Here is a 12,282-nt window from a genome sequence, read left to right as displayed (position 1 = left end):
ATCGTGACGGACATGGAACAATGGCGTAGTCAATGGCAAAAGGCGCTTGCTGAGTTTCGTGCGCAAGTGCCGCTAACGAATCATGACGTTGTCGTCATTGGTTGCAGCACAAGTGAAGTCATTGGAGAAAAAATCGGAACAGCGGGAACGATGGATGTGGCGGCGATGTTGTTTCAAGAACTGAAACAATGGCGCGATGAAACAGGAGTGCAGCTTGCGTTTCAATGTTGTGAACATTTAAACCGGGCATTAGTAGTGGAACGACAAACCGCTGTGACAAAGCAGCTGGAAATTGTGAGCGTCATTCCTGTTCGCAACGCGGGTGGCGCAATGGCGGCATACGCATATACGCAACTTCATGATCCTGTTGTCGTTGAACATATTCGAGCAGATGCTGGCATTGATATCGGTGCTACATTAATTGGTATGCATTTAAAACATGTGGCGGTTCCTGTCCGCACATCGATTAAGCAAATCGGACATGCGATCGTTACATTTGCGAAAACGAGACCGAAGCTCATCGGAGGCGAACGCGCCGTCTATTCAGAAGAAAAGGCGAACAAATCATGTTCGATCGGTTAAATTTGTTCACTTTTTCATTTGAAAATGTGTTAAGATAAAAAAGAATATTCACACTTTAGGGGAGGATTGTCAATGAGTCGCTTGTCACAGCAAGATCCGCAAGTATTTCAAGCTATTCAAGATGAGTTAAAACGACAACAAACGAAAATTGAATTGATTGCATCGGAAAACTTCGTTAGTGAAGCGGTGATGGAAGCGCAAGGATCAGTATTAACGAACAAGTATGCTGAAGGATATCCAGGCCGTCGCTATTACGGCGGTTGTGAACATGTTGACGTCGTAGAAGAGCTTGCGCGCGAACGTGCAAAACAATTGTTCGGAGCGGAGCATGCAAATGTTCAGCCGCATTCAGGGGCACAGGCGAACATGGCTGTCTATTTTACAGTTTTACAACACGGGGATACAGTGCTTGGCATGAATTTGTCGCACGGAGGGCATTTAACGCACGGAAGCTCGGTGAACTTTAGCGGTATACAGTACAATTTCGTTGAATATGGCGTCGATCCAGAAACGCATCGCATTAACTATGATGACGTTCGCGAAAAAGCATTAAAACATAAACCGAAATTGATCGTTGCTGGGGCAAGCGCATATCCTCGCACGATTGACTTTGCGAAGTTTCGTGAAATTGCGGATGAAGTGGGCGCATATCTCATGGTTGACATGGCGCATATCGCGGGGCTTGTGGCGGCAGGTTTGCACCCGAACCCTGTTCCTTACGCCCATTTTGTGACGACAACGACGCATAAAACGTTACGCGGTCCGCGCGGAGGAATGATTTTGTGCCAAGAGCAGTTTGCGAAACAAATTGATAAAGCGATTTTCCCAGGCATTCAAGGGGGTCCGCTTATGCACGTCATCGCCGCGAAAGCAGTCGCGCTCGGCGAGGCGTTACAAGATGACTTTAAAACATATGCCCAAAATATCGTGAACAATGCTAACCGTCTAGCCGAAGCTTTAACGGCTGAAGGGTTTACGCTCGTCTCTGGCGGCACAGACAATCATTTGTTGTTAATCGACTTACGTTCCATCGGTTTAACAGGAAAAGTCGCTGAAAAAGTTCTCGATGATATTGGCATTACGGTCAATAAAAACACGATTCCGTACGATCCAGAAAGCCCGTTTGTTACTAGCGGCATTCGCATCGGTACAGCAGCGGTGACAAGCCGCGGATTTGGGCTTGAGGAAATGGATGAAATTGCGCGCATCATCTCGCTTGCGCTCAAACATAAAGACGATGAGCAAAAATTAGAAGAGGCGCGCCAACGTGTTGCCGCATTAACTGAAAAATTTCCACTGTACGTATAAGGTGTCCATCGGGGCACCTTTTTCTTTAAATCGTAAGTTGAATCCTCGTTTGTTTTTATGTAAAATTTACAAGAATGCATATGAAAAAAAGGGGCGACTGACATGAGTAAAGTGTACGTATTTGATCATCCGTTAATTCAACATAAGCTTACATACATTCGCGACAAACATACAGGAACGAAAGAGTTCCGAGAGCTTGTCGAAGAAGTGGCGACGCTTATGGCGTTTGAAATTACACGCGATTTGCCGCTTCAAGAAGTTGAAATTGAGACGCCTGTCAGCAAAGCGAGAGCGAAAGTGATCGCAGGGAAAAAATTAGGTATCATCCCGATTTTACGTGCAGGAATCGGAATGGTAGACGGCATTTTAAAGCTCATTCCAGCTGCTAAAGTAGGTCATATCGGATTGTATCGCGACCCAGAGACGTTAAAGCCGGTTGAATATTACGTGAAGCTTCCGACAGACGTCGAAGAGCGCGACTTTATTGTTGTCGACCCGATGCTTGCGACAGGCGGATCGGCTGTCGAAGCAATCCATGCGCTAAAAAAGCGCGGTGCAAAAAACATTAAGTTTATGTGCTTAATTGCTGCACCAGAAGGGGTAGAAGCGGTGCAACAAGCGCATCCAGACGTCGACATTTACATCGCCGCATTAGACGAAAAACTAAATGATCATGGCTACATTGTCCCAGGTCTTGGCGATGCTGGAGACCGTCTGTTTGGGACGAAGTAAGGTGAGCATAATGGGAAAACGAAAAGTAATGACGATTTTTGGGACGAGACCGGAAGCCATCAAAATGGCTCCGCTCGTTTTGCAATTGCAACAATACGAGGACATTGAGTCGATCGTTACCGTCACAGCGCAACATCGTCAAATGCTTGATCAAGTGCTTGATATTTTTGGCATTCAGCCGCATTACGATTTAAACATTATGAAAGAGCGTCAAACGCTTGTCGATATTACGACAAGAGCGCTTGCTGGTTTAGACGACGTCATGAAAAAAGTAAAGCCCGACATCGTGCTCGTCCACGGCGACACGACAACGACATTTGTCGCTAGCCTTGCGGCGTTTTACAACCAAATTGCTGTTGGGCACGTGGAAGCGGGGTTAAGAACGTGGAATAAATACTCGCCGTTTCCAGAAGAAATGAATCGCCAATTAACGGGGGTATTAGCTGATTTGCATTTTGCTCCGACAGCGAAAGCGGCGGAAAATTTACGAGCGGAAAACAAGCGGGACGACGCCATTTTTATTACCGGCAACACCGCGATTGACGCGTTAAAAACGACGGTGCGCGACACGTATACCCACCCGATTTTAGAAAAGGTAGCGGGAAGCCGTATGATTTTACTGACGGCGCATCGCCGCGAAAACCTCGGTGAACCGATGTGTAATATGTTCCGGGCGATTAAACGGCTCGTAGACGATTACCGCGACGTTCAAGTTGTTTATCCCGTTCATTTAAATCCGGTCGTTCGCGAATTGGCGAATGATATATTAGGAGACGATGAACGCATTCATTTAATCGAGCCGTTAGATGTCGTAGATTTCCATAACTTCGCAGCCCGTGCATATATGATTTTAACCGATTCAGGCGGCGTTCAAGAAGAAGCACCTTCTCTCGGTGTTCCTGTCCTCGTGTTGCGCGATACGACAGAGCGTCCGGAAGGGATCGAGGCGGGAACGCTAAAATTAGCTGGAACGGACGAACAAACGATTTACAAGTTAGCTAGCGAGCTACTGACGGACGAAAAAGCATATGACCAAATGGCGAAAGCGTCAAATCCGTACGGTGACGGATGGGCATCAAAGCGGATTGTCGAAGCGATTCGTTATTATTTCGGGCAAAGCGATGTTTTGCCGACGCCATTTCAACACGAAAAAGGGATGTGATGACGCATCCCTTTTTTCTACCAAAAATTTTCCCTACTTTTGTGACCGAACGCATTGACATCGAGTTTTCGCTATTGTATGCTTACAAGGGGATAAGGATAACCTTTTTTAAAATACAGTAAATTCTGAAAATGAAAAGTGAGGCTTTCGTATGCGGCAACGTGAGCGCCATCCGTTTCGGGCAATCGGCTTGATGACGGGGATATCTTCCCAGCTTGTCGGGTCCGTCTTAGTTGGGATTTTTGGAGGACGTTTTGTTGACGAACACTTTGGTACCGAACCGCTCTTTTTAATTGTCGGCTTGTTGCTCGGCTTAGCGGCTGGTGTTTACGCAATGATTCGCCTCATTCGCTCATTTTTTTCAGGAGAGGAAAAATGAACGAACTGCAGCAGCATTGGCGACGTCACAAATCATACATACTATATTTGTTGGCACTTTATGTATTAGGATGGGGTTTTTCGTCATACGAAAAAATATTTTTAAGTTTAATTATAGGAACGATTGTCGGCTTATTTAATACGTGGACGCTCATTAGAAGGGTTGAGCGACTAGGACGAGCTGTTATTCTAGGGAGACGAGTAGTTTCACTTGGCATGCTCTCACGTATGGCGGCCGCTACATTGGGTGCCATTTTTGCGTTGCGTTATCCAGAACACTTGTCGATCGTTTGGATAGTGGTAGGATTAATGACATCTTATGTTGTCATTATGATAGATTTCTTTTTCCAAAAAAACAAAGAGGAAGAGAGGTGAGTAAAGGTGCATCATGAAGCTCCTCTGTATGAATTGTTTGGATTAACCTTTAATTTGTCAAACGTAATGATGATTACGGTCACATCCGTCATTGTGTTTGTCATCGCTTTATTGGCAACGCGCAACTTGTCGATGAAACCAACTGGCATGCAAAATTTTCTTGAGTGGGTTATGGATTTTGTTAAAGGAATTATTAAAAGTAACATGGATTGGCAAACAGGCGGGAGATTCCAAGTTTTAGGTGTTACACTGATTATGTATATTTTTGTAGCCAATATGCTTGGTCTACCTTTTGCGGTCGTCATTAACGACGAACTATGGTGGAAGTCCCCGACCGCTGATCCTGTGATCACACTTACACTAGCTACAATGGTAGTTGGATTGTCTCACTATTACGGCATTAAAATGAAAGGGTTAAAAGGATATGCCGAAGGTTTTGTCAGCCCGATGCCGTTTTTGTTCCCGTTGAAGATTATTGAGGAGTTTGCGAATACCCTGACGCTCGGTCTCCGTTTATACGGAAACATTTTCGCGGGTGAAATTTTGTTAGGATTGTTGGCTGGTAGTCTAGCGACTGGATTTGCTGGCACGGTTGTAGCGATCATTCCTACAATTGTATGGCAAGCGTTTAGTATTTTCGTTGGTGCGATTCAAGCATTTATTTTTACTATGTTAACAATGGTTTATATGTCTCACAAAGTGAGTCATGACCATTAGAATATATTAACAACTTTGTTCTCAAAAAACAGCATTTAAGGAGGAGTTAAATATGGGAGCTTTAGCAGCTGCAATTGCAATCGGTTTAGCAGCACTTGGTGCAGGATTTGGTAACGGTATGATTGTCAGTCGTACAGTAGAGGGAATTGCTCGTCAACCTGAGGCTCGTGGAGCACTTCAAACGACGATGTTCATCGGGGTAGCACTAGTCGAAGCGATTCCGATTATCGCGGTTGTCGTAGCGTTCATGGTTATGGGTATGTAATTGTCAAAGTGAACTTATACGAAACGGTTCAATAATGGCGAAGTCCGTCTCATACGAGAACCTTCGCCATTCCTTTATGTTCGTACGCACACGCTCCGAGCGATATTCGGGCGATTTTTGAAGGGAGTGAAACGCGCGGTGGTAAACATGTTTGTGTTAGGCGCTGGTGGACAAGGGTTCAACGGCGGTGATATCGCATTCCAATTACTCATGTTCCTCTTGCTCATGTTCTTGCTTCGCAAATATGCATTCGGGCCTTTAATGGGCGTCATGAAACAACGTGAAGAGCATATTGCAAACGAAATCGAGCAAGCAGAAAAACATCATCAAGAAGCGAAAAAGCTTGCAGAAGAGCAACGTGAATTAATGAAAAAATCGCGCCAAGAAGCGCAAGCGCTTATCGAAGAAGCACGCAAGCTTGGTGAAGAGCAAAAAGAGCAAATCATTCAAGCGGCGCGCGCCGAAGCGGAGCGCTTAAAAGAAGTCGCGAAACAAGAAATCGCGCAAGAGAAAGAACAAGCGATGGCAGCGTTACGCCAACAAGTTGCTTCCTTATCCGTACTTATTGCATCGAAAGTAATTGAAAAAGAATTGAGCGAACAAGATCAAGCAAAGCTGATTAGCGAATATATTCAAGAGGTAGGAGAACGCCGATGAACAAACAGGTCGTAGCGAAACGATATGCGTCGGCACTTTTTGAAATTGCGAAAGAACAACAGCTTCTTGATCAGCTCGAACAGGAACTTCGCGTCGTTAAACAAGTATTTGCACAAAATGAAGCGCTTCTTTCTGTATTGAACCATCCGAAAGTTGCGCTAGCGAAAAAGAAAGCGCTCATCCAAGAAGCGTTTGCAAGCGTTTCAAATGTACTGCAACATACGTTTATGTTGCTTTTAGATCGTCATCGCATCGACATTGTAGAAGACTTAGTAGATGCTTTCATTACGCTAGCGAATGAGGCGCGCGGTGTAGCTGAAGCGATCGTTTATTCGGCTCGTCCATTAACGGAAGACGAAACGAAGGCGCTTGCAGAAGTATTTGCGAAAAAAGTCGGCGTCGACACGCTTCGCATCACAAACATCATCGATAAAGATGTGATCGGTGGGGTAAAAGTGCGCATCGGCAACCGCATTTTCGACGGAAGCGTCAGCGGAAAATTAGCAAGATTACAGCGACAGTTAACTCGCTAACATTTATAGATAGGGGTGAAATGCATGAGCATCAAAGCGGAAGAAATTAGCGCGCTGATAAAAAAGCAAATCGAAAACTATCAGTCTGAAATCGAAGTGAGCGATGTCGGTACAGTCATTCAAGTCGGTGACGGAATCGCTCGTGCTCATGGCCTCGACAACGTCATGTCAGGAGAGCTTGTTGAGTTTGCCAACGGCGTCATGGGACTGGCGCTAAACTTAGAGGAAAACAACGTCGGTATCGTTATTTTAGGACCGTACACAGGCATTAAAGAAGGCGACGAAGTACGTCGTACAGGTCGTATTATGGAAGTGCCAGTTGGAGAGGCGTTAATCGGTCGCGTCGTAAATCCATTAGGACAACCAGTAGACGGATTAGGTCCAATTGAAACGACTGAAACACGTCCGATTGAAAGCCCAGCACCTGGCGTTATGGATCGTAAATCCGTTCATGAGCCATTACAAACGGGAATTAAGGCGATTGACGCGCTTGTGCCAATCGGTCGCGGCCAACGCGAGTTAATTATCGGAGACCGTCAAACAGGAAAAACGTCCGTTGCAGTAGATACAATCATTAACCAAAAAGGAAAAAACATGATTTGTATTTACGTTGCCATTGGGCAAAAAGAATCAACGGTTCGTAACGTCGTTGAAACGTTGCGCAAATACGGTGCATTAGATTACACAATCGTCGTGACGGCTTCTGCATCACAGCCAGCTCCACTTTTATTCTTAGCGCCATATGCGGGCGTAACGATGGGCGAATACTTCATGTACAAAGGACAACACGTGCTTGTTGTATATGATGACTTATCGAAACAAGCGGCAGCTTACCGTGAGCTTTCGTTATTATTACGCCGTCCGCCAGGTCGTGAAGCGTATCCGGGTGACGTATTCTACTTGCATTCTCGCTTGCTTGAGCGCGCAGCGAAATTAAGCGATGCAAAAGGTGCAGGCTCATTAACAGCGTTACCTTTCGTTGAAACACAAGCGGGCGACATTTCAGCATACATTCCAACAAACGTCATTTCCATTACAGACGGACAAATTTTCTTGCAGTCTGATTTGTTCTTCTCTGGTGTGCGTCCAGCGATTAACGCCGGTCTTTCCGTATCGCGCGTCGGTGGGGCAGCACAAATTAAAGCGATGAAAAAAGTATCAGGTACGTTGCGTCTTGACTTAGCGGCATATCGTGAGCTAGAGGCGTTCGCGCAGTTCGGTTCCGACCTTGATAAAGCGACACAAGCAAAACTTGCTCGCGGTGCGCGCACAGTTGAAGTGTTAAAACAAGGTTTACATGAGCCGCTGCCAGTTGAAAAACAAGTAGCGATCATTTATGCATTAACGCGCGGTTTCTTAGACGATATTCCAGTCGAAGATATTCGCCGCTTTGAAAAAGAGTTCCATGCATGGTTAGATAAGGACGAGAACGGTCAAAAGCTAATGGAGCATATTCGCACAACAGGCGATCTTCCAAACGAAGAAGACTTCAATAAAGCAATTGAAGCGTTCAAAAAGACGTTTGTTGTATCCGAGTAACAAAAGTAAAGTGGAGAGCGGAACAGCATGGCTGTTCCGTCCCTTTCAACAATTGAGCGAAAAAGGTGGTGAAACCTTTGGGAGCATCGTTACGCGATATTAAAGCGCGCATTAATACGACAAAAAAGACGAGCCAAATTACGAAAGCGATGGAAATGGTCTCGGCCTCAAAATTAAACCGTGCTGAACATAATGCGAGATCGTTCACGCCGTACATGGAAAAAATTGAAGAAGTCGTCGCGAGCGTTGCACTTGGCAGCAATGACGCTTCTCATCCGATGCTTGTGAAGCGCCCAGTCAAAAAGACGGGATATTTAGTCATTACGTCTGACCGCGGTTTAGCAGGTGCTTACAACAGCAACGTGCTCCGTACGGTATACCAAACGATTCAAGAGCGTCACCGTTCAACAGAGGAATATGCGATCATCGCAATCGGCCGCGTCGGTTTAAATTTCTTTAAACGACGCAACATCCCGGTAGCTTTACATATTACCGGTTTGCCAGATCAACCGGCGTTTGCGGATATTAAAGAAATTGCGAACAAAACTGTCAATATGTTTGCGGATGGCACGTTTGATGAACTGTATATGTTTTACAACCATTTCGTGAGCCCTATTCAACAAGATGTAACGGAGAAAAAGCTATTGCCGTTAACGGACTTAGCATCCGATAAAAAGTTGACAGCTTACGAATTCGAGCCGTCGCAAGAAGAAATTTTAGAAGTGTTGTTGCCGCAATACGCTGAAAGTTTAATTTACGGTGCTTTGCTAGATGCAAAAGCGAGCGAGCATGCTGCGCGGATGACAGCGATGAAAAACGCAACAGACAATGCAAAAGAATTGATTCGGACGCTTACACTTTCTTACAACCGTGCCCGTCAAGCAGCGATTACGCAAGAAATTACAGAGATTGTGGCCGGAGCGAACGCATTGCAATAAGGTTGATTAGCAGTTAGGAGGGAAAACGATGGCAAAAGGACGCGTTATTCAAGTTATGGGTCCTGTTGTAGACGTCAAGTTCGAAGACGGACACTTACCTGCGATTTACAACGCCCTAAAAATTAAACATAAAGCGCGTAACGAAAAAGAAGTCGATATCGACTTAACGTTAGAAGTAGCCCTTCACCTTGGGGACGATACAGTACGCACAATTGCGATGTCAACGACAGACGGATTAGTGCGTGGCATGGAAGTCATTGATACAGGAGCACCAATTTCTGTTCCTGTTGGTGAAGTGACGCTCGGACGCGTATTTAACGTACTAGGGGAGCCGATTGACTTAGGGGAAGACATCCCGGCAGACGCTCGCCGCGATTCAATTCACCGTCCGGCACCAAAATTCGAACAGCTTTCAACACAAGTTGAAATTCTTGAAACAGGAATTAAAGTCGTTGACTTGCTTGCACCTTATATTAAAGGTGGAAAAATCGGTTTGTTCGGTGGTGCAGGGGTAGGGAAAACGGTTTTAATTCAAGAGTTAATTAACAACATCGCGCAAGAGCACGGTGGTATTTCCGTATTCGCGGGCGTTGGTGAGCGCACGCGCGAAGGAAACGACTTGTACCATGAAATGAAAGACTCTGGCGTTATTAACAAAACAGCGATGGTATTCGGTCAAATGAACGAGCCGCCTGGAGCACGTATGCGCGTCGCATTAACAGGATTGACGATGGCGGAATATTTCCGTGATGAGCAAGGACAAGACGTATTGTTCTTCATCGATAACATTTTCCGCTTCACGCAAGCAGGTTCAGAAGTTTCCGCCCTATTAGGACGCATGCCTTCAGCGGTAGGTTACCAACCAACGCTTGCGACAGAAATGGGTCAATTACAAGAACGTATTACATCAACAGCAGTCGGTTCGGTTACATCGATCCAAGCGATTTACGTACCAGCGGACGACTACACAGACCCAGCGCCAGCGACAACGTTCGCACACTTAGATGCAACGACAAACTTAGAGCGTAAACTATCAGAGATGGGTATTTACCCAGCGGTAGACCCACTCGCATCGACATCTCGTGCGCTTTCGCCTGAAATCGTCGGTGAAGAGCACTATCAAGTTGCGCGCAAAGTACAACAAACGTTACAGCGCTACAAAGAATTGCAAGACATTATCGCGATTCTCGGTATGGATGAGCTTTCAGAAGAAGATAAACTTGTCGTTCATCGCGCTCGTCGCATTCAGTTCTTCTTATCACAAAACTTCCACGTCGCTGAACAGTTTACAGGACAACCAGGTTCATACGTTCCTGTAAAAGAGACAGTTCGTGGCTTTAAAGAAATTTTGGAAGGAAAATATGACCATCTTCCAGAAGATGCGTTCCGCTTAGTCGGCCGTATTGAAGAAGTAATTGAAAAAGCGAGAAAAATGGGCGTAGAAGTTTAATAAGGGACCGAGGAGGATTTTCCATGAAGACGATTAAAGTCAGTGTCGTAACTCCGGACGGCCCAGTATATGAAGCGGATGTGGAAATGGTGAGCGCTAAAGCGCAAAGCGGCGAACTCGGCGTGTTGCCAGGGCACATTCCGATGGTCGCACCGCTAGAGATTGGCGCGGTTCGTTTGAAAAAAGGAAACGCGACAGAGTTTGTCGCGGTGAGCGGCGGCTTTTTAGAAGTTCGCCCTGATCGTGTCACGATTTTGGCGCAAGCAGCGGAACGAGCAGAAGATATTGATGTGGCGCGTGCAAAAGCGGCGAAAGAGCGGGCTGAACGCCGTCTGCAAGCGAAACAAGAAGATATTGATCATAAGCGGGCTGAGCTAGCTTTACGTCGCGCGCTCAACCGTTTAAATGTCGCAAATCGCAACTTTTAACCCTAAGAGCATCGTCTCTTAGGGTTTTTTGTTATTAGAAAGAGGGGGGTGTTTTCTTGTTTTTGGAACAAGTTTTATCGACACATATGTGAAGAAGTGATATAATGTTATCGGTTACAGTCGTAATAGTATGACGTTTTCGAAAAATGTGTATAAAGTCACAAAGGGGTGGGCCATCGTTGAACGTGTATGTAAACAGTTATGTAGTCGTCTTTGTGTTCCTTTGTTTAGGTATTTTGCTTCCGATCGTTGCGCTCACAGCAGGACGTCTTCTTCGTCCACATGCGCCGAATGCAGCGAAGCAAACAACGTACGAGAGCGGATTGGATCCATTCCACGATTCGCGCGTGCAATTTAACGTGAGATATTACATCTTTGCGTTGCTGTTCGTCATTTTTGATGTAGAAACTGTATTTTTATATCCGTGGGCGGTGGCATTTGAAAAGCTCGGTGCATTTGCCATCATCGAAATGCTCATTTTCGTCGTCATGTTGTTGATTGGACTTGTGTATGCTTGGAAGAAGAAGGTGTTAAAATGGATGTAAAATTGTTAAACGTATCAGATCAGGAAATGGAAGAAATGCGCCGTAACGTCTTTTTAACGACATTAGAACAGCTAAAAGCGTGGGCGCGCAGCAACTCGCTATGGCCGCTTACGTTCGGACTTGCCTGTTGCGCCATTGAAATGATGGGAGTCGGCTCTTCCCATTACGACTTAGATCGTTTCGGCTCTTTCTTCCGCACGTCGCCGCGTCAATCAGATGTCATGATCGTTTCAGGTACAGTCACGAAAAAAATGGCGCCAATTGTTCGCCGCTTGTACGATCAAATGCCTGAACCGAAATGGGTCATTGCGATGGGCTCTTGTGCGACAGCAGGCGGGCCATATGTGAAATCGTATTGCGTTGTGAAAGGTGTCGATCAAATTGTACCGGTTGATGTATATATTCCGGGCTGTCCGCCAAACCCAGCTGCCCTTATTTATGGCATTAATAAGTTAAAAGAGAAGATTCGCTATGAAGCAAAAACAGGAAAGAGGGTGCTGTAAATGAGCGATGAAAAAGATTTACAGCAACTAAAAAGAGAAGCGGCCGAACGGGCGAAACAATTAGCAAAAGAGCGTCTTGCTGCCAAACAAGCAGCTGAACAAGCGAAACAAACTGAGCCGACGCTCGAACAGGAAGATGATGTTGCGCTTGCGAAGAAAAAAGCGGCAGC

General features: G+C 45.7%; 16 protein-coding genes. All 16 read left to right on the top strand.

Annotated features, from left to right (window positions below; translation table 11 throughout):
- Positions 1-12: 12 nt before the first annotated feature.
- Positions 13-582 (top strand): TIGR01440 family protein, encoded by a 570-nt coding sequence (locus BM213_RS00905; protein ID WP_370642790.1) that lies wholly within the window; start codon positions 13-15, stop codon positions 580-582.
- A gap of 72 nt (positions 583-654) precedes the next feature.
- Complete coding sequence (gene glyA, locus BM213_RS00900) at positions 655-1,890, top strand: serine hydroxymethyltransferase (RefSeq protein ID WP_091700070.1); 1,236 nt, start codon at positions 655-657, stop codon at positions 1,888-1,890.
- A gap of 102 nt (positions 1,891-1,992) precedes the next feature.
- Positions 1,993-2,622: a uracil phosphoribosyltransferase gene (gene upp, locus BM213_RS00895; RefSeq protein ID WP_003397013.1), complete on the top strand. Its 630-nt coding sequence runs from the start codon at positions 1,993-1,995 to the stop codon at positions 2,620-2,622.
- A 10-nt stretch (positions 2,623-2,632) separates the two neighbouring features.
- Entirely contained in the window at positions 2,633-3,784 is a 1,152-nt protein-coding gene (gene wecB / locus BM213_RS00890) for a non-hydrolyzing UDP-N-acetylglucosamine 2-epimerase (protein WP_091700069.1), read from the top strand.
- Positions 3,785-3,935: 151 nt separating this feature from the next.
- Positions 3,936-4,163, top strand: a complete 228-nt coding sequence (locus BM213_RS00885; RefSeq protein ID WP_042535963.1) for an AtpZ/AtpI family protein — start codon at positions 3,936-3,938, stop codon at positions 4,161-4,163.
- Positions 4,160-4,537, top strand: a complete 378-nt coding sequence (locus BM213_RS00880) for an ATP synthase subunit I (RefSeq protein WP_091700068.1) — start codon at positions 4,160-4,162, stop codon at positions 4,535-4,537. Before BM213_RS00885 ends, BM213_RS00880 begins: the two co-directional genes overlap by 4 nt.
- Before the next feature lie 6 nt (positions 4,538-4,543).
- Positions 4,544-5,254: a F0F1 ATP synthase subunit A gene (atpB, locus tag BM213_RS00875; protein ID WP_091700067.1), complete on the top strand. Its 711-nt coding sequence runs from the start codon at positions 4,544-4,546 to the stop codon at positions 5,252-5,254.
- Positions 5,255-5,306: 52 nt separating this feature from the next.
- Entirely contained in the window at positions 5,307-5,519 is a 213-nt protein-coding gene (atpE, locus tag BM213_RS00870) for a F0F1 ATP synthase subunit C (protein WP_021095059.1), read from the top strand.
- 147 nt (positions 5,520-5,666) lie between these two features.
- The gene (gene atpF, locus BM213_RS00865) at positions 5,667-6,176 is read left to right on the top strand and encodes a F0F1 ATP synthase subunit B (RefSeq protein WP_021095060.1); all 510 of its coding nucleotides are present in this window, start codon (positions 5,667-5,669) and stop codon (positions 6,174-6,176) included.
- The gene (locus BM213_RS00860; RefSeq protein WP_021095061.1) at positions 6,173-6,709 is read left to right on the top strand and encodes a F0F1 ATP synthase subunit delta; all 537 of its coding nucleotides are present in this window, start codon (positions 6,173-6,175) and stop codon (positions 6,707-6,709) included. The genes atpF and BM213_RS00860 overlap by 4 nt, the downstream gene beginning before the upstream one ends.
- 24 nt (positions 6,710-6,733) lie before the next feature.
- The gene (gene atpA, locus BM213_RS00855) at positions 6,734-8,248 is read left to right on the top strand and encodes a F0F1 ATP synthase subunit alpha (protein WP_009360961.1); all 1,515 of its coding nucleotides are present in this window, start codon (positions 6,734-6,736) and stop codon (positions 8,246-8,248) included.
- A 77-nt stretch (positions 8,249-8,325) separates the two neighbouring features.
- Positions 8,326-9,186: a F0F1 ATP synthase subunit gamma gene (locus tag BM213_RS00850; protein WP_091700066.1), complete on the top strand. Its 861-nt coding sequence runs from the start codon at positions 8,326-8,328 to the stop codon at positions 9,184-9,186.
- Positions 9,187-9,214: 28 nt separating this feature from the next.
- Positions 9,215-10,636, top strand: a complete 1,422-nt coding sequence (gene atpD / locus BM213_RS00845) for a F0F1 ATP synthase subunit beta (RefSeq protein WP_003396997.1) — start codon at positions 9,215-9,217, stop codon at positions 10,634-10,636.
- A gap of 23 nt (positions 10,637-10,659) precedes the next feature.
- Entirely contained in the window at positions 10,660-11,064 is a 405-nt protein-coding gene (locus tag BM213_RS00840; RefSeq protein WP_091700065.1) for a F0F1 ATP synthase subunit epsilon, read from the top strand.
- Positions 11,065-11,210: 146 nt separating this feature from the next.
- The gene (locus tag BM213_RS00835) at positions 11,211-11,609 is read left to right on the top strand and encodes an NADH-quinone oxidoreductase subunit A (protein WP_091700064.1); all 399 of its coding nucleotides are present in this window, start codon (positions 11,211-11,213) and stop codon (positions 11,607-11,609) included.
- Positions 11,600-12,112 carry a NuoB/complex I 20 kDa subunit family protein gene (locus tag BM213_RS00830; protein ID WP_003396994.1) on the top strand — a complete coding sequence of 171 codons (513 nt, stop codon included), beginning with the start codon at positions 11,600-11,602 and terminating at the stop codon, positions 12,110-12,112. The genes BM213_RS00835 and BM213_RS00830 overlap by 10 nt, the downstream gene beginning before the upstream one ends.
- Positions 12,113-12,282 lie beyond the last annotated feature (170 nt).

This window comes from Anoxybacillus pushchinoensis (assembly GCF_900111795.1).
In the GTDB taxonomy this organism is placed as follows: Bacteria; Bacillota; Bacilli; order Bacillales; family Anoxybacillaceae; genus Anoxybacillus; species Anoxybacillus pushchinoensis.
Note: the sequence above shows the minus strand (reverse complement) of the source record. Positions and strands in the feature narration are given on the sequence as shown.

Bases quoted from the DNA above. Each gene is read 5' to 3' on its own strand.
- atpD (WP_003396997.1), top strand. From the start codon at position 9,215: ATGGCAAAAGGACGCGTTATTCAAGTTATGGGTCCTGTTGTAGACGTC.
- BM213_RS00860 (WP_021095061.1), top strand. From the start codon at position 6,173: ATGAACAAACAGGTCGTAGCGAAACGATATGCGTCGGCACTTTTTGAA.
- atpA (WP_009360961.1), top strand. From the start codon at position 6,734: ATGAGCATCAAAGCGGAAGAAATTAGCGCGCTGATAAAAAAGCAAATC.
- upp (WP_003397013.1), top strand. From the start codon at position 1,993: ATGAGTAAAGTGTACGTATTTGATCATCCGTTAATTCAACATAAGCTT.
- BM213_RS00840 (WP_091700065.1), top strand. From the start codon at position 10,660: ATGAAGACGATTAAAGTCAGTGTCGTAACTCCGGACGGCCCAGTATAT.
- BM213_RS00880 (WP_091700068.1), top strand. From the start codon at position 4,160: ATGAACGAACTGCAGCAGCATTGGCGACGTCACAAATCATACATACTA.
- BM213_RS00830 (WP_003396994.1), top strand. From the start codon at position 11,600: ATGGATGTAAAATTGTTAAACGTATCAGATCAGGAAATGGAAGAAATG.
- BM213_RS00905 (WP_370642790.1), top strand. From the start codon at position 13: ATGGAACAATGGCGTAGTCAATGGCAAAAGGCGCTTGCTGAGTTTCGT.
- glyA (WP_091700070.1), top strand. From the start codon at position 655: ATGAGTCGCTTGTCACAGCAAGATCCGCAAGTATTTCAAGCTATTCAA.
- BM213_RS00835 (WP_091700064.1), top strand. From the start codon at position 11,211: ATGTGTATAAAGTCACAAAGGGGTGGGCCATCGTTGAACGTGTATGTA.
- BM213_RS00885 (WP_042535963.1), top strand. From the start codon at position 3,936: ATGCGGCAACGTGAGCGCCATCCGTTTCGGGCAATCGGCTTGATGACG.
- wecB (WP_091700069.1), top strand. From the start codon at position 2,633: ATGGGAAAACGAAAAGTAATGACGATTTTTGGGACGAGACCGGAAGCC.
- atpE (WP_021095059.1), top strand. From the start codon at position 5,307: ATGGGAGCTTTAGCAGCTGCAATTGCAATCGGTTTAGCAGCACTTGGT.
- atpF (WP_021095060.1), top strand. From the start codon at position 5,667: ATGTTTGTGTTAGGCGCTGGTGGACAAGGGTTCAACGGCGGTGATATC.